The organism is Acidovorax sp. GW821-FHT09B03, from assembly GCF_059418305.1.
The window spans coordinates 170,217-187,280 of sequence record NZ_JBWKPP010000012.1 but is presented as its reverse complement, the minus strand read 5'-3'; the positions used below and the strand labels follow the sequence as shown (position 1 = coordinate 187,280).

13 protein-coding genes are annotated in these 17,064 nt (G+C 67.9%); 8 read left to right on the top strand and 5 right to left on the bottom strand.

Translation table 11 applies throughout. The features are described 5' to 3' along the window. Nucleotides 1-50: 50 nt before the first annotated feature. Genes AC07PA_RS21045 through AC07PA_RS21030 form a run of 4 tightly spaced genes read right to left on the bottom strand, consistent with a single transcriptional unit; the run spans nt 51 to nt 3,851 of the window. A complete protein-coding gene (locus AC07PA_RS21045; protein ID WP_494608751.1) occupies nt 51-1,385 on the bottom strand; it encodes an MFS transporter in 1,335 nt (444 codons plus the stop codon). A gap of 51 nt (nt 1,386-1,436) precedes the next feature. Continuing rightward, a complete protein-coding gene (locus tag AC07PA_RS21040) occupies nt 1,437-2,525 on the bottom strand; it encodes an MBL fold metallo-hydrolase (RefSeq protein ID WP_494608750.1) in 1,089 nt (362 codons plus the stop codon). Between the two features lie 10 nt (nt 2,526-2,535). After that, nucleotides 2,536-3,321 carry an SDR family NAD(P)-dependent oxidoreductase gene (locus tag AC07PA_RS21035; RefSeq protein WP_494608749.1) on the bottom strand — a complete coding sequence of 262 codons (786 nt, stop codon included), beginning with the start codon at nt 3,319-3,321 and terminating at the stop codon, nt 2,536-2,538. Then, nucleotides 3,318-3,851, bottom strand: a complete 534-nt coding sequence (locus AC07PA_RS21030) for an ester cyclase (protein WP_145694564.1) — start codon at nt 3,849-3,851, stop codon at nt 3,318-3,320. The genes AC07PA_RS21035 and AC07PA_RS21030 overlap by 4 nt, the downstream gene beginning before the upstream one ends. A gap of 207 nt (nt 3,852-4,058) precedes the next feature. Between AC07PA_RS21030 and AC07PA_RS21025 the strand changes: the two genes are divergently transcribed. Then, nucleotides 4,059-4,769, top strand: a complete 711-nt coding sequence (locus tag AC07PA_RS21025) for a Crp/Fnr family transcriptional regulator (protein WP_494608748.1) — start codon at nt 4,059-4,061, stop codon at nt 4,767-4,769. Here the strand turns inward: AC07PA_RS21025 and AC07PA_RS21020 are convergent, their stop codons facing one another. Further along, the gene (locus tag AC07PA_RS21020) at nt 4,770-5,504 is read right to left on the bottom strand and encodes a TetR/AcrR family transcriptional regulator (protein ID WP_494608747.1); all 735 of its coding nucleotides are present in this window, start codon (nt 5,502-5,504) and stop codon (nt 4,770-4,772) included. Between the two features lie 318 nt (nt 5,505-5,822). Here AC07PA_RS21020 and AC07PA_RS21015 point away from each other — a divergent pair, with 318 nt between their 5' ends. The 7 genes from AC07PA_RS21015 to AC07PA_RS20985 all read left to right on the top strand — a co-directional run bounded on the left by AC07PA_RS21015 (nt 5,823) and on the right by AC07PA_RS20985 (nt 17,055). Then, entirely contained in the window at nt 5,823-7,175 is a 1,353-nt protein-coding gene (locus tag AC07PA_RS21015; RefSeq protein WP_494608746.1) for an NAD(P)-dependent oxidoreductase, read from the top strand. 42 nt (nt 7,176-7,217) lie between these two features. Next, a complete protein-coding gene (gene preA, locus AC07PA_RS21010) occupies nt 7,218-8,531 on the top strand; it encodes an NAD-dependent dihydropyrimidine dehydrogenase subunit PreA (RefSeq protein ID WP_007856684.1) in 1,314 nt (437 codons plus the stop codon). 213 nt (nt 8,532-8,744) lie between these two features. Continuing rightward, on the top strand, nt 8,745-10,202 hold the full coding sequence (locus AC07PA_RS21005) for an NCS1 family nucleobase:cation symporter-1 (protein ID WP_145694561.1): 1,458 nt from the start codon (nt 8,745-8,747) through the stop codon (nt 10,200-10,202). Between the two features lie 82 nt (nt 10,203-10,284). Further along, complete coding sequence (gene hydA, locus AC07PA_RS21000; RefSeq protein WP_007856682.1) at nt 10,285-11,736, top strand: dihydropyrimidinase; 1,452 nt, start codon at nt 10,285-10,287, stop codon at nt 11,734-11,736. Between the two features lie 22 nt (nt 11,737-11,758). After that, nucleotides 11,759-13,015, top strand: a complete 1,257-nt coding sequence (locus AC07PA_RS20995) for a Zn-dependent hydrolase (protein WP_145694559.1) — start codon at nt 11,759-11,761, stop codon at nt 13,013-13,015. Between the two features lie 251 nt (nt 13,016-13,266). Continuing rightward, the gene (locus AC07PA_RS20990) at nt 13,267-14,790 is read left to right on the top strand and encodes a methyl-accepting chemotaxis protein (protein ID WP_494608745.1); all 1,524 of its coding nucleotides are present in this window, start codon (nt 13,267-13,269) and stop codon (nt 14,788-14,790) included. 201 nt (nt 14,791-14,991) lie between these two features. Further along, nucleotides 14,992-17,055, top strand: a complete 2,064-nt coding sequence (locus AC07PA_RS20985; RefSeq protein ID WP_494608744.1) for a putative bifunctional diguanylate cyclase/phosphodiesterase — start codon at nt 14,992-14,994, stop codon at nt 17,053-17,055. The last annotated feature ends 9 nt before the right edge of the window (nt 17,056-17,064 follow it).

Genomic DNA, 17,064 nt, shown 5'->3' with positions numbered 1-17,064 from the left:
GCGCACGGGCGGGGGTGGGGCAATTTGTCCCAGGCCCAGGGGAGAGGGGTTCAGCGCGCTGCCTGCCGGCCGCGCCCCACGGCCAGCACCATCAGCACGGCGGCCAGCACCAGGGCGCCGCTCAGCAGGTGCAGGCTGAGCGTGAAGCCGCCGGTCGCCGTCTTGATGGCACCGACCATCACCGGCGCCACCACACCGGCCGTACCGCCGATGGTGGTGATGAGCGCGATGCCCATGGCCGCGGCATTGCGGCTCAGCAGGCTGCCGGGCACGGCCCAGAGAATGGCGAAGGCGCTGGAGATGCCGATGGAAGCCAGCGACAGGCAGGCCACGGCCGCCACCGGGCTGTGCATGAACAGGGTGGTGAGCGACAGGCCGACGGCGCCGACGCAGGCCGTGGCGGCGAAGTGCCAGCGCCGCTCCTGCCGGCGGTCGGAATGCCCGGCGATGGCAAGCGTGGCGGCGATGCCGGTGACTGCCGGCACCACCGAGTACAGGCCGATCTGCATCACCGACAGGCCCATGGACTGGAGCATGGTGGGCTGCCAGAACGACATGGCGTAGATGCCCAGGATCACCAGGAAGGAGATGAAACCGAGCAGCCACACCTGGCCGTTGCGCAGCGCGCTGCCGAAGCTGCTGCGCGCATCCGCGCCGCTGGCGGCCTGGTCGCGCGCCAGGTCGTCCTGCACCTGGCGTTTCTGTGCGGGTGTGAGCCAGCGCGCGGCCTGCGGCCCGTCGTCGAGCAGTCGGTAGGCCAGCACGGCCAGCAGCACGCAGGGCAGGCCCTCCACCAGGAACAACCACTGCCAGCCATGCAGCGACCAGACGCCGTCCAGCCAGGTCATGGTCACGCCTGCCAGCGGCCCGGCGACGATGGGCGCCGCGCCATAGGCCATGAAGAACAGCGCCGTGACCTTGGCCCGGCGCTGCGACGGAAACCACAGCGTGAGGTAGAACAGCACGCCCGGCGCAAAGCCCGCCTCGAACACCCCCACCAGGAAGCGCAGCACATAGAACTGCGCCGGCGTGGTCACCCACAGCGTAGCGGCCGAGGCCAGGCCCCACAGCCCCATGATGCGCAGCAGCGTGAGCCGAAAGCCCACGCGTGCCAGCAGCATGTTGCTCGGGATCTCGAACAGCGCATAGCCGATGAAGAAGATGCCCGCGCCCAGGCCGAAAACCGCGTCACTGAAACCCAGATCCGTCTTCATCTGCAGCTGGGCGTAGCCGATGTTGGTGCGGTCCAGGTAGTTGAAGACGTAGCAGGCGAAGAGGATGGGGATCAGCCGCCAGGCGATCTGGCGGTAGGTGGCGTCGTCGGCTGTGGCGGGCGCTTGCGAGGCGCCCGCATCGGCGGGAAAGATGGCAGCGGGGGAGTTCATGGCGTTTGTCTCGGTTATTTGTCTTGTAGGGGAGAAATCAGCGGGCCGGCATCAGTTGGGCCGCTGCAGTGCGCCCGAAGTGGTGGCACCCCACAGGTGGCTGGTGGGCGCCCCCGGAAACAGCCAGTGCGGCGAGCATTCGCTGGACGGCACCACATTGCTGAAGCCATGCGTGGCCGAGGTGCCGGCGATGGTCTTCTCCAGCACCATCGACAGGTACTGGTCGACGCTGCCCTCCTGCGTGTTGCCGTTCAGGATGACTTCGGAGCCGGTGGCCTTGGCGTAGCGGCGGATGCCGTTGTGGCGCGAGGCCTCGGGCGCCCAGCTGTCGGCGCTCACGCCGTTCTCGCTGCTCACAAGGATGCCATCCGGGGTGCGGTACACCAGCGAGTGGTTGCCCTCGGTATGGCCCGGCGTGTGCACCAGCGCGATGCCGCGCCCCAGCTGCACGCTGCCGTCGAAGGGCACGATGCGTTCGGGCGCCACGCCCTGCAACCCCTCAGGGCAGTACCAGTCGGCCTGTGTGGGCAAGAGGCCTGCCACGCTGGCCAGCTCCTGGCGGTGCACCAGCAGCCGGGCATTGGGCAGCAGGCCGCGCTCGCTGCCTGTGCCCAGCCAGCGGCGCAGGTTCTGGGTGTGCAGGTGGTCGTAGGTGATGAAGTCGATCTGCTCCGGCGCCACGCCCACCGAGGCCAGCGCCTGCAGCACCGTGCCGTGCACCGGCGCGATCACGCCGTGCAGGAACTTCGGGGTCTGCTCGCTCAGGCGCTTGAAATAGGGCGTCTCGCTGCCGGTCTCGAAATCGGCGGGGGTGAACAGCAGGTTTCTGAGCTGGCCCTCGAAATCCTCGAACTGCACCAGCACCGTGCGCGCCAGCAGGTGCACCATGTGCGGCTTGAGCAACTGCTGCGAGTACACGCCGTTGAAGGCGTACCAGGCCGGGTAGGGGATGCGCAGCAGGTCGAAGCTGCGCGCGTAGCGCACGGCCGGTTCGGCCAGGAGGCGCTCGCGGAACTGTTCGCCCGCGCGGCGCAGCGCGCGCAGCCGGTCTTGCGGCGTGGGGGCGCTGCGTGCGCCATCGAAGTCGGGGACCGGCTGCAGCAGGCGGGCCGGCGTGAGGGGTTCGGTCATCATGTTCATGGGGGTCTCCTCAGTACAAAGAGCGGCCGCCGGAGATGTCGAAGACGGCGCCGGTGCTGAACGAACAGTCGGCAGATGCCAGCCAGGCAGCCATGGCCGCCACCTCGGCCGGTGTGACGAAGCGGGCCATGGGCACGCGCGACAGCAGGGCCTGGTGCAGTTGCGCACGGTGTTCCTCGGGAACACCGTCGAACACCCCGGTTTCCGCGGCAGAGGGCGTGATGCAGTTCACCAGTACACCTGCGCCGGCCAGCTCCTTGCCCAGCGACTTGGTCAAGGCGATCAGGCCGGCCTTGGAGGCGGAGTACGCGGCATTCAGGCCATTGCCCTCCTTGCCCGCGACCGAGGCGATGTTGACCACGCGCCGCCCGAGCGCGGGGGCGCGTTGCCTGGCCAGGTCGGCCAGCATCTGCGGCACCTGCGCGCGGCAGCACAGGAAGGCGCCCGTGAGGTTGATGTCCAGCACCGTGCGCCACTGGGTGGCGCTGTGTTCCCAGGTGGGCACCAGCGGGCCCAGCACGCCCGCGTTGTTCACCAGCACGGTGGCCGGACCCAGCGCGGCGGCGCTGGCCTGCGTGGCGGCGTTCACGGCGGCCTCGTCGCGCACGTCGGTGACGGCGGTGAACACGCGCCCGGGTGCGTCCAGCGCCTCTGTGGCTGCCTCCAGGGCGAGGGCGCCGATGTCCCACAGCGAGACGGTCGCGCCTTCGTCCAGAAAGCGGCGCGCAATCGCCAGGCCTATGCCCTGCGCCCCGCCGGTCACCACCGCGTGGTGGCCCTGCAGGCGCCCGCTCATGCCGTGGCCTGCTCGGGCACCGGGGCCTTGCCGGAGCTGGCGGCCTGGCCGCCCAGCAGCGAGCCGATGATGCCGGGCAGCGCGGCCGGTGGCACACCCACCAGCAACTGGCGCAGCATGGTCAGCGTGTCGAAGTACACGCGCTCGCAGACCAGGTGCTCGGCCTCGTCGAAGATGAACAGCGCGATCATGCGGCAGCGGAAGCTGTTGCCCGTGGGCGGCAGCGCGCCGAGCGGCCCCTTGTGCGTGCCCAGCAGCCAGAACTCCACGATGACCGAGTCGCCGGCATGGCGCAGCTGGATGATCTCGTGCCGCTGGTCCGGAAAGGCCTGGCGCGTGGCCGTGTAGTAGCGGCGCACGTCCTCGTTGCCGTCGTGCACCTCGCCGGTGGGGATCAGCTCGTAGTGCGGGTGCGGAAAGGTGCTCAGCACGGCGTCGAAATCCTGGCGCGTCTCGTCGGCGAAGTGGTCGAGCACGGTCTTTTCGCGGCGCGCATTGCGCTCGGCGGTGGCGGTGGGGGCGTTCGTCATGGGGATCCTTGGTGTCGGTTGCGGTACAGGGATGCAGCAGTGGGCTGCAGCAGGCCCACTATCCGCAGAGCGCCGCGGCGAGACTGTCCGGTGTTGGCAATTGCGGCTTGGTACAAACCCGCAGGTGTCCGCCAGGCGTCGCCCGGGGCGACCCGTGCGCACGCACAATGGCGGCGCCAGCTACCCCCCTCTCAGCGAGCGCACGCCATGCCATCCCTGCCTGAACCGGCAAGCACTGCCGAATTGCCGGCCCACCTCGGCCACCGGGCGGACGAGCGCCTGCGTTTGCCGCAGGAGGTGCAGGACGCATTGCTGCAGGTGGCGCACCGGCGCCAGCTGCAGCGCGGCGATTCACTGTTTCTCAAGGGCTCGGCGCCCGATGCGCTGTTCGGCATGGTGCAGGGCGCCCTGCGTGTGAGCGTGGCCGCGCCCGATGGGCGCGAGGCCGTGATCGCGGTGCTGGAGCCGGGCCACTGGTTCGGCGAGGTCTCGCTGTTCGTCGGCCAGCAGCGCGTGTATGACACTTGCGCGGTGGAGCCGTCCGAGGTCGCCGTGGTCCAGGCGGCGGATTTCCACCACCTGGTCGCCACGCAGCCGGCGCTGCACATGGCCTTCACCCGGCTGGTGTGCCTGCGGCTGCGCCAGGCCCTGGCCTGGATCGACGACGCCATCCTGCAGCCGCTGTCTGTGCGGCTGGCGCACCGGCTCATGACACTCGATTCCCGATCGGCCGGCGATGGCGCCACCACCGTGCTGGCCGTTTCGCAAGAGGACCTGGCCTTCATGCTCGGCGTTTCGCGCCAGAGCATCAACCGCCAGCTCAAGCAGTGGGAGGAAGACGGGGTGCTGCGCGTGGGTTACCGGGTGGTCGAGCTGCTCGACCGCGACCAGTTGGCGCGGTGTGCGCAGCCCGGGTGATCAATCCACCTCGGGTGCGCTGTTGTCCTTCCCGGCGTCAGACTCGGGCTCCAGCGCCTTGACCACCATGCGGCAGATCAGCTCCTCGGCCCTGGCGTAGTCGCGCTCGGTCAGCGCGGGCTTGCCCAGCAGCAGGGCGAACTGGGCCTCCTGCTCGGCATAGGCCTGGGTGACGGACCAGATGATGAACATCAGGTGCGTGAAATTGACGCGCGCGATGCGCCCCTCGCGCGCCCAGCGCTCGAAGGTGCGCACCTCGGCCTTGAGCAGCGGCCCCACCCGCGCGGCGATGGCCTTGCCATAGCGTGGTGCACCGGCAATCACCTCTTTGGTGAATACCTTTGCACCATTGGGGCGCTCGCGCGAATAGCGCAGCTTGGCGCGGATGTAGCGGCGCAGCGCCTGCTGCGGGTTGTCGCTGTGCGACAGGTCCTCCATGCCTTCGAGCCACTGGGTCAGCACATCGTCCAGCACGCGCTGGTAGAGCGCTTCCTTGTTCGGGAAGTAGTACAACAGGTTGTGCCGGCTGATGCCGATGGCCGCCGCGATGTTCTCCAGGGAGGCCCCCTCGAAGCCGAACTGCGCGAAATGGTTCTCGGCTTCGGTCAGGATGCCCTGCTCCTTGAGCAGGCGCGATGCAGTGGGCGCCTTGGCGGCGGCCTCCGCGGCAGGGGCGGAGGGGGCTTCCGGGCGCCGCCGGGCGGGGGCAGGAGAGGGCTGTCGGGCGTCGGTCATTGCACCATTGTGTGTCAATGTGGCTGGCAAAAGCCTGGCATGCGGCTTGCTGTAGGGATTTTACTAATTGGTAAATTTTTACCAGTTGGTAAATTGAACAACAGCAGGGCACTGGTGCAGACAAAGCACCGGGCACCTGCACCCCCTAGCGAGGCCCACGATGAAACCTCCGGAATTTGCGGCTGCCTGCCCCCGTGCAGGCAGCGCGTGCACTGTTTGCGCAGCACCCTGCCGCCGTCCGTGCGGATCAGGCCACGCCGCTGCGCGGCAGGCATACAGCGCCCCTACCCCCACCCTGACCCTGCCGGAGGACCACTGATGGACACACCCGCAAGCCACGCCTGCGGCATTCATGCCGCACGCCTGAACCTGGCCGACTACGCCACCCGCTTCGGCGACGCCCACCCGCCGCTGACGCGCCCGCAGGCGCTGATCGAGGCCGAGCGCTGCTACTACTGCCACGACGCGCCCTGCGCCACGGCCTGCCCCACGGGCATCGACATCCCCTCCTTCATCCACCGCATCGCGCAGGACAACAACCGCGGCGCGGCCCGCGCCATCCTGGAGGCCAACCCCCTGGGCGGCATGTGCGCCCGCGTCTGCCCCACCGAGGTGCTGTGCGAGCAGGCCTGCGTGCGCAACACCAATGAAGACAAGCCCGTCGAGATCGGCTCGCTGCAGCGTTACGCGACCGACGCCTTCTTCGCCAAGCCCGGTGCGCCACTGTTCCAGCGCGCCGCACCCACGGGCAAGCGCGTTGCCGTGGTCGGTGCCGGCCCTGCGGGCCTGGCCTGCGCCCATGGCCTGGCCGTGCGCGGGCACGACGTGGTGCTGTTCGACGCCCGCCCCAAGCTCGGCGGCCTCAACGAATACGGCTTGGCCAGCTACAAGACCGCCGGCAACTTTGCCCAGAAGGAGGTCGAATGGCTGCTCTCGGTCGGCGGCATCGAGGTGCGCACGCACCAGTTGCTGGGCCGTGACATCACGCTCGATAGCCTGCTGGCCAGCCACGATGCGGTGTTCCTGGGCCTGGGCCTCTCGGGCGTCAACGCCCTGGGTATTGCCGAGCCCACGGCCACGGGCCTGCGCAACGCGGTCGATTTCATTGCCGAGCTGCGCCAGACGGCTGACCTGTCCACCCTGCCCGTGGGCCGCAGCGTGGTCGTGATCGGCGGTGGCATGACGGCAGTGGACGCCGCCGTGCAGGCGCGCAAGCTCGGCGCCGAGGAGGTGACCATCGCCTACCGCCGCGGGGCCGAGAGCATGTCCGCCTCGCAGGTCGAGCAGGAATGGGCGCAGACCAATGGCGTCACCATCCGCCACTTCGCCGCGCCCAAGGAGGTGCTCAGCGCCGACGGTGCCGTCACCGGCGTGCGCTTTGCCGCCACGGCGATGGAGGGCGGCCGGCTGGTGGAGACGGGCGAAGGCTTCGTGATCCCGGCCGACATGGTGCTCAAGGCCATCGGCCAGACCTATGTGCCCGAGCCGGTGGGCCAGGCCATCGCGCTCACGGGCGGCCGCATTGCCACGGACGAGGAGGGCCGCACCAGCCTGGCGCGCGTCTGGGCCGGCGGCGATTGCCGTGCCGGCGGGCGCGACCTGACCGTGGAGGCCGTGGAGCACGGCAAGGTGGCTGCCATCTCCATCCACGCCACGCTGCTGGGCGCCTGAGCCCGCGCGACGTCCTACCGCCACCTACCGGAGCACCACACCATGGCCGACATCCGCAGCAATTTCCTGGGCATCAGCAGCCCCAATCCCTTCTGGCTGGCCTCGGCGCCACCCACCGACAAGGAGATCAACGTCACCCGCGCCTTCGAGGCCGGCTGGGGCGGCGTGGTCTGGAAGACCCTGGGCGAGGACCCCTCGGTCGTCAACGTCAACGGCCCGCGCTATTCCACGCTGATGTCGCAGGACCGGCACGTGATCGGGCTGAACAACATCGAGCTCATCACCGACCGGCCGCTGCACACCAACCTCGAGGAGATCAAGCGTGTCAAGCGCAACTGGCCCGACCGCGCCATGATCGTCTCGCTCATGGTGCCCTGCGAAGAGCAGAGCTGGAAGAGCATCCTGCCCCTGGTCGAGGACACCGGGGCCGATGGCATCGAGCTCAACTTCGGCTGCCCGCACGGCATGAGCGAGCGCGGCATGGGCGCCGCCGTGGGCCAAGTGCCCGAGTACATCCAGATGGTCACGGCCTGGTGCAAGCACTACAGCCGCCTGCCGGTCATCGTCAAGCTCACGCCCAACATCACCGACGTGCGCCACCCGGCGCGCGCGGCCAAGGCCGGTGGGGCCGACGCGGTGTCGCTGATCAACACCATCAACTCCATCATGGGCGTGGACCTGGACCGCATGACCATGAGCCCCAGCACCGATGGCTGGGGATCGCATGGCGGCTACTGCGGCCCGGCCGTCAAGCCCATCGCCCTGAACATGGTGGCCGAGATCGCGCGCGATGCGCAGACCGCGGGCCTGCCGATCAGCGGCATCGGCGGCATCACCACCTGGCGCGACGCGGCCGAGTACATCGCGCTGGGCTGCGGCACGGTGCAGGTGTGCACGGCGGCCATGGTCTACGGCTTCAAGATCGTGCAGGACATGTGCGACGGCCTGTCGAACTTCATGGACGAGCATGGCTACGAAACCATCGCCGACTTCCAGGGCCAGGCCGTGCCTACCGTCAAGGACTGGAAGAACCTCAACCTCAACCACATCGACAAGGCCGTCATCAACCAGGACGCCTGCATCCAGTGCGGCCGCTGCCACGTGGTCTGCGAGGACACCTCGCACCAGGCCATCACCTTCACCAAGGAAGGCGGCGTGCGCAAGTTCGAGGTCAACGATGCCGAGTGCGTGGGCTGCAACCTGTGCGTCTCGATCTGCCCCGTGCCCGAGTGCATCACCCTGCGCAGCCTGGAACCGGGCGAGGTCGATGCGCGCACCGGCAAGGTGGTCACGGGCGAGTACGCGAACTGGACCACGCACCCGAACAACCCGCAGCGCGTGGCCGCGGGCGCGTGATGCGGGGGCATGCCATCCGGCGCGGTGAGTGCGCAATCGCAACGCAGTGCTGCACTGCATCTGGCGGAGCCGGCAGCGGGTCTATAGCATCGCCGGCTTCCCCCGGAGCGCGGTGAACGCGTTCCAGTCCGCCATCTGCCGTTACCGGAGCGCCGGACCAGACAGCGGCTTGTGTGCAACCCCAAGAAGTAAACATTTCACAGGAGTACAGGCATGAACCATAGTACCGGCAGCGCCGTCCATGGGGCGGGGCATCTGCCCGGCGCAGCGTCCAATCCGCTGGCCAACGAAGATCTGCTCCCGACCACGCCGGCGCAGCGCCACTGGGCGTGGAAGGACTATGCTGCCCTGTGGGTGGGCATGGTGGTCTGCGTGCCGACCTACACCATGGCAAGCTCCATGCTGGACCAGGGCTTCACATGGCAGATGGCGGTGTGGCTGGTGTTCCTGGCCAACTGCATCGTGCTGGTTCCCATGGTGCTCATCGGTCGTGTCGGACCGCGCTATGGCGTGCCATTCCCGGTGCTGGCGCGCGCCTCCTTCGGCGTCAAAGGCGCCAATCTGCCGGCGGTATTGCGCGGGCTGGTGGCCTGCGGCTGGTTCTCCATCAACTGCTACTTCGGCGCGCTGGCCCTGCACGGCTTTCTGAACATCCTGGGCATGGGGCTTGCCGGGCCCGCGGATGGGCAGACCATCAGCACCTCGCAGTTCATGTGCTTCCTGGCGTTCTGGGCGGTGCACATCTGGTTCATCTGGAAGGGGCCCGAGTCCATCCGCCTGCTGGAGGTGATCGCTGCGCCGCTGATGGTCGGGGCCTCGCTGCTGCTGGTCGTGGTGCTGATGATGAAGGTGCCCTCGGGCCAATTGTTCAACCTGCCCGCCAAGGTGGTGGAGGGCGGGCCCAAGACCTGGGCGGCGCTGACCGGCCTGGTGGGCTTCTGGGCCACCCTGGCGTTGAACATCCCCGACTTCACGCGTTTTGCGCGCTCGCAGAAGGACCAGGTCATTGGCCAGGCCATCGGCCTGCCCATTCCCATGGCCCTGTTTTCCATGGTGGGCGTCATCGGCTTCTCGGCCTCGGCCATTCTCTATGGCAAGGCGCAGCTGTTCCCTGACGGCCTGCTCACGCAGATGGGTAGTGTGGCTGCCGGCATCGGCCTCCTGGTGATCCTGCTGGCCAACCTCACCACCAATGTGGCGGCCAACCTGGTCTCGCCCTCTTACGATTTCAGCCAGATCGCACCTTCGAAGATCAGCTTTCGCATGGGCGGCCTGATCGCCGCGCTCATCGGCTTGGGCTTCATGCCCTGGAAACTCTTGGCCACCTCGGGCGGCTACCTGTTCACCTGGCTGGGCGGCTACGGCACGCTGCTGGGGGCCATCGCCGGCATCCTGCTGGTGGACTACTACCTGGTGCGCAAGACCGAACTGAAGGTGGATGACCTGTACCGCCGCGGCGGAGAGTACGAGTACAGCAATGGCTGGAACATCCAGGCACTGGTTGCATTTTTCCTGGGCGTGCTGCCCTGCCTGCCGGGTTACCTGGCGGTCTCGGGTGTGGTGGACAAGGGTTCCGTGCCCGGCCTGCTGCAGTCGCTGTTCGACTTTGGCTGGTTCTTCAGCCTGGCCGTGGCCGGCACCTACTACTACCTGACTGCGAAAAAGAAATGACGATACGCCCCGCAGCGGTCCCATCGGGCCTGCTGCGGGCCTGTGGCACAGGCCACCCCTGCAACCCCTGAAGGAGAACCCCATGAGCCAAGCCCTAGTGATCCGCGGTGGCACCGTGGTCAATGCAGACCGCGAGCAGCGCGCAGATGTGCTGTGTGTGGAGGGCCGCATCGTGGCCGTCGGGGAGGGTGCGGCCGTGCAGGCGCCCGCGGGTGCGCAGGTGCTGGACGCCAGTGGCCAGTACGTGCTGCCTGGCGGCATCGATCCGCACACCCACATGCAGCTGCCGTTCATGGGCACTGTCACCATGGACGACTTCTTCACCGGCACGGCCGCAGCGTTGGCGGGCGGCACCACGAGCATCATCGACTTCGTGATTCCCGACCCGCAGGAATCCATCATGGACGCCTACCGCAAGTGGCGCGGCTGGGCCGAAAAGTCGGCCGCCGACTACAGTTTCCACGTCGCCATCACCTGGTGGAGCGAACAAGTGCGCGCCGACATGGGCACGCTGGTGCAGGAAGAGGGCGTGAACAGCTTCAAGCACTTCATGGCCTACAAGAACGCCATCATGTGCGACGACGAAACCCTGGTGAACAGCTTCAAGCGCGCGCTGGAGCTCGGCGCCATGCCCACGGTGCACGCCGAGAACGGCGAGCTCGTGTACCTGCTGCAGCAGGAGGTGGCCAAGATGGGCATCACCGGGCCCGAGGGCCACCCGTTGTCGCGCCCGCCCATGGTCGAGGCCGAGGCGGCCAACCGCGCCATCGCCATCGCCGACGTGCTGGGCGTGCCCATCTACGTGGTGCATGTGAGCTGCATGGAATCGGCCGACGCCATCGCCCGCGCCCGTGCACGCGGCCAGCGCGTGTATGGCGAGGTGCTGGCGGGGCACCTGCTGGTGGACGACAGCGTGTACCGGGACCCCGACTTTGCCAAGGCCGCCGCCTATGTGATGAGCCCGCCGTTTCGCCCCAAGGGCCACCAGGAGGCGCTGTGGCGTGGCCTGCAGTCGGGCCAGTTGCACACCACGGCCACGGACCACTGCACCTTCTGCGCCGCGCAGAAGGCCATGGGCAAGGAGAGCTTTGCCAAGATCCCCAACGGCACGGGCGGTGTCGAGGAGCGCATGGCTGCGCTCTGGGATGGCGGCGTCAACACCGGGCGCCTCACGCCCAGCGAGTTCGTGGCCATCACTTCGGCCAATGCGGCCAAGCTGTTCAATATCTACCCGCGCAAGGGCTTCATCGGCGAGGGCGCCGATGCCGACCTGGTGTTGTGGGACCCCGAGGGCACCAAGACCTTCTCGGCCAAGACGCAGCACAGCAAGGGTGACTTCAACATCTTCGAGGGCCGCACCGTGCGCGGCATCCCGAGCCACACCGTGAGCCAGGGCCGCGTGGTCTACGCCAACGGTGACCTGCGCGCCGAGCAGGGCAAGGGCCGCTACCTCAAGCGCCCGGCCTTCGGCGCCAACTTCCAGGCCGTGCAAAAGCGCGCCCAGGACCTGGCACCCACCGCGGTCGCCCGCTGAGAGAACCAATCAGGAGAACACCATGGACACCAAAGTCAAGACCGACATCGACAGCCTGCGCATCAACGGCGAGCGCCTGTGGGATTCGCTCATGGAGCTGGCGCAGATCGGCGCCACGCCCAAGGGCGGCGTGTGCCGCCTGACGCTGACCGACCTGGACAAGCAGGGCCGCGACCTGGTCACGCGCTGGGCGCGCGAGGCCGGCATGAGCGTGACCATCGACCAGATCGGCAACGGCTTCATGCGCCGCCCCGGGCGCAACAACAGCCTGCCGCCCATCATGACCGGCAGCCACATCGACACCCAGCCCACCGGCGGCAAGTTCGATGGCAACTACGGCGTGCTGGCCGGCATCGAGGTAGTTCGCACCCTGAACGACCATGGCATCGAGACCGAGGCACCGATCGAGGTCGCTTTCTGGACCAACGAGGAGGGCTCGCGCTTCGTGCCGGTGATGATGGGCTCGGGCGTGTTCGCCAAAGCCTTCACGCTGGAGCATGCCTATGCCGCCACCGACACCGAGGGAAAGACCGTGAAAGGCGAGCTCGAACGCATCGGCTACATCGGCGAGCAGGTGCCGGGCGATCACCCCATCGGCGCCTACTTCGAGACCCACATCGAGCAGGGCCCGGTGCTGGAGGACCACGACAAGACCATCGGCGTGGTGACCGGCGTGCTCGGCATCCGCTGGTACGACTGCACCGTGACGGGCATGGAGGCACATGCCGGCCCCACGCCCATGGCGCTGCGCAAGGATGCATTGCAGGTCGCCACGCACCTCATGCAGGAGGTGGTGGCCTGCGCCCACCGCCACCCGCCGCACGGGCGCGGCACCGTAGGCATGGTGCACGTGCACCCCAACAGCCGCAATGTGATCCCGGGGCAAGTCAAGTTCAGCATCGACCTGCGCAATGCCACCGACGCGCTGTGCGAGAGCATGGACCAGGACATCCGCGCCGTGGCCGCCCAACTGAGCGCCGACACCGGCCTGCCGATCGTCATCGAGCAGGTCTCGGCCTACCCGGCCCAGGTGTTCCATGCCGACTGCGTGGACGCGGTGGCACGTGCCGCGGCCAAGCTCGGCTACTCCAACATGCCGGCCGTCTCGGGCGCCGGGCACGACGCCGTGTACATGGCGCGCCTGGCGCCGGCCGGCATGGTCTTCATCCCCTGCAAGGACGGCATCAGCCACAACGAGATCGAGGACGCCAAGCCCGAGCACATCTCGGCGGGCTGCAATGTGCTGCTGCACGCCATGCTCGAGCGTGCGGGCACCTGAGCCCGCACGACGCCCCGTCGGCGTTGTGGCTGCGCTACACGCCGGGCGGGTTTTACATGTGTGCTCCCGGCTGGCCCTGTGAGGCTGCCCTGGCCCCATCGCCCCTGTACAAGCGGCCCGTGCGGTTCGCGGTGCATAGCGTCAAATTGTGACAAAACCGTGACAAATCGGGGCTTTGATTAAAAATTGGGCAATCTGGGTGTATCTTCTGGTTACGTCTTGTTCCGTATCCTGAAAGAGAAAGCCCGCCCATGAAATTGCGAACCCGGATTCTTTGGCTGTGTGCGGCCACCCTGCTGGGCTTGGTCGTTTTGTCCGCAGTGGCCCTGACCACGCTGTACCAGTCGATGATGAAGGAGCGCACCGAGCAGTTGTCCAACCTGGTGGTGCTCGCGCATGCGGCTGCCCAGAAGTCCTACGAGCAGGAAAATAGCGGCGCACTCTCGCGCGAGGATGCGCAAAAGGAAGCCCGCCGCAACATCGGCAGCTTTGTCGAGAAGGACAAGTACTTCTTCGTGCGCGGCTTCACCAACGACGTGAACTACGTGCACCCCAACCCCAAGCGCATCGGCATCGTCGATGAAAAGGGCGGCAAGGAAGCCGGCGTACGCTACCGCGCCGCGCTGCAGGGCAAGACCATCGGCACGGTGATCGCCAAGGGCACGCGCCCGGGTGCCAAGGAAGAGGTGGAGAAGCTCTACGCCATCATCAAGTTCGAGCCCTGGGACTGGACCATCGGATTTGGCGACTACATCGACGACATCGACCACGCCTTCTGGCGCGAGACGGCCATCCTGCTGTCCATCGGCGCGGTGCTGATGCTGGTGATCGCCCTCATGGCATGGCGCATGCTGCGCACGCTGGTGCACCAGCTCGGCGGCGAACCCCAGTACGCGGCCGACGTGGTCACGCAGATCGCCGAGGGCAACCTGGCCGTGGAGGTCGTCACCCTGCCTGGCGATGAGACCAGCATCCTGCACGCGATCCGCGCCATGCGCGACAACCTGGCCCATCTGGTGCGCCAGGTGCGCGACAGCACCGATTCGATCAACACCGCCTCGGCCGAGATCGCGGCCGGCAATGGCGACCTGTCCGGCCGCACCGAGTCCCAGGCCAGTGCGCTGCAGGAGACCGCCGCATCGATGGAACAGCTGACCTCCACCGTGCAGCAGAACGCTGCCAACGCACGCCGTGCCGATGAACTGGCACGCGCCGCCTCCGACATGGCCGTGCGCGGCGGCGACGTGGTGCAGCAGGTGGTGGGCACCATGGGCTCCATCGACCAGTCCTCACGCAAGATCGTGGACATCATCAGCGTGATCGATGGCATCGCCTTCCAGACCAACATCCTGGCGCTCAATGCCGCCGTGGAAGCCGCGCGCGCGGGCGAGCAGGGCCGCGGCTTTGCCGTGGTCGCCAGCGAAGTGCGCAGCCTGGCGCAGCGCAGTGCCGCCGCTGCCAAGGAGATCAAGGGCCTGATCGACGACTCCGTGGCCAAGGTCGGCGTAGGTACCCAGCTCGTGGAGCAGGCCGGCTCCACCATGCGCGAGGTGGTCGACGGTGTGAAGAACGTGACCACCATGGTGGCAGAGATCAGCTCCGCCAGCGCCGAGCAGAGCGCCGGCATCGCCCAGGTGAACCAGGCCATCTCGCAGATGGACCAGGGCACGCAGCAGAACGCTGCGCTGGTCGAGGAGGCCCTGGCTGCGGCCCAGTCGCTGAGCCAGCAGGCCGTGGCCCTGTCGCAGACCGTGGGCCAGTTCCGCGTGGCTTGACCGAGGCACCGGGAACGGGGGGCCAGCGCCACCGGATCGACGCGGGCCGATCACAGGAGTGTGCGAAGATGCAAGCAATTGCTTCTGGCGCAACCTGCGCTTGATTTTTGACCCCGCCGATCTGCCGTCGATGCCCGCCCGATTGTTGCCGACCCTTTTGCGCACGCAGTCCTCGCGCCTGATGCCGGGCTGCGGGCTGGCATGAGCCTGTCGGCACCCACCCCGGCAGCGCGCCTGCCGGCAAACCGCCTGCCGTCCGGCAGTGATCTGGCCGAGCGCGCTGTGCGCTACGCGGCCCTGGAGTGGTTGTCACGCCCGGTCTGGGTGTTCGACATCGACGGCCAATGCGTGCATTGGGCGAATACCCCCGCGCTGGCCGTGTGGAGTGCCACCACGCTGGCCGAGCTGTGCGGGCGCGACATGGGGCATGACATGTCCGAATCGGTGGCACGGCGGCTGGCCCAGTACCAGAGCGACTTCCTGCTGCGGGCCGATGCCAGTTTCAACGAGCAATGGACCATCTACCCCGGCGGCGTGGCGGTTTCGCTCAACGTGCGTTTTAGTGGGCACCGCTTGCCCGATGGCCGCATGAGCATGCTCTGCGAGGCCGAGCCCGTGGGCATGGTGCCGCCCGAATCGCTGCGCTCCGTGGAGGCCTTGCTGCACACGGCGGTGATGATCACCCTGTACGACCCCAGCGGCGCGGCGCTCTACCGCAACCCGGCCGCGCGTGCCGCCGTGCTCAGCCCGGGCGAGCGGCTGCAGGACCGCATCGGCAGTACAGCGGCCTTTGCCGCACTCTCGCGCAGCCTGGACCAGCATGGCGTGGGCACGCTCACGCTGGCGGTGCGCACGCCCCTGGGCGACCGCTGGCACGAACTGTCGGCGCGCCGCTGCAAGGATGCCGTCACGGGCCAGGAGGCCGTGCTGGTGAGCGAGGCCGACATCAGCGCCATCAAGCACACGGAGGAGCGTGCCAACTTCCAGTCGCTGCACGACGTGCTCACCGGCCTGCCCAACCGGGCCCACTTCACGCAGCGCTTTGCGCGCGCGATGGAGGAGGCCCGGGCCCAGTCGCTGGAAGCGGCTTTGCTGCTCATCGACCTGGACCACTTCAAGGACGTGAACGATACGCTGGGCCATGCCGCGGGTGACGAACTGCTGGTGACCATGGCGCAGCGCCTGCGCCACACGCGGCATGGCACCGAGGTGCTGGCCCGCTGGGGGGGCGACGAGTTCCTGGTGCTGCTGACTTCGCAGCGCATCCGCGAGGACCTGGATGCTCTGCACGAGCGCATCTCCGTTGCGCTGGCCGTGCCGCTGTCGGTGGCCGGCACGCAGCTGCGCATGACTTCCAGCATTGGCGTGGCGTTGTACCCGCAAGACGGCGAAACCATCGAGATCCTGCTGCGCAACGCCGACCTGGCGATGTACGCGGCGAAGGAACGCGGGCGCAACACCCTGGCGTACTTCGACGGACGCATGGCCGAGACGGTGCGCAGCCGCACCGAGCTCGAAAAGGAACTGCGCCAGGCGCTGGAGCGCGAGGAGTTCGAGGTGTACTTCCAGCCCCGCGTCGATGTGGCCACCAACACCATCCGCGCCGTGGAGGCGCTCGTGCGCTGGAACCACCCGCGCCTGGGCCTGGTGTCGCCTGCCTATTTCATTCCCGCCTGCGAGACCACCGGTCTGATCGGCGAGCTGGGGCTCTGGGTGCTGGCGCAGGCCGCGCACCAGCAGGTGGCCTGGGTGGCACAGGGCTGGGACCTGGTGGTGTCGGTCAACCTGTCGCCCCGGCAGTTCGCCTCGCCCGACCTGTTGCACGACATCACCGCGGTGCTGCGCCAGGCCGGTGTGAATCCCGCGCGCATGGAACTGGAGATCACCGAATCCATCCTGCTGGGCGAAGACCAGCATGTGCTGAGCGTGCTGCGTGAACTGTCGGCGCTGGGCCTGACCATTGCGCTGGACGACTTCGGCACGGGCTACTCCAACCTGGCCTACCTGCAGCGCTTTCCGGTCCATACGCTCAAGATCGACAAGACCTTCATCCAGGACACGGATGCCAACCGCTCGCTGGCCGAGCTGATCGTTTCGCTCTCCAGGCTGATGAAACTCACCGCCGTGGCCGAAGGCGTGGAGACGCAGGAGCAGCTCGATTGGGTGGCGCGGCGGGGCATCGCGCAGTACCAGGGCTACCTGTACGCGCGGCCCATGCCGGTGCGCGCCTTCACGGACTGGCTGCGCGCCCACCAGCAGCCCTGACCTACCTTC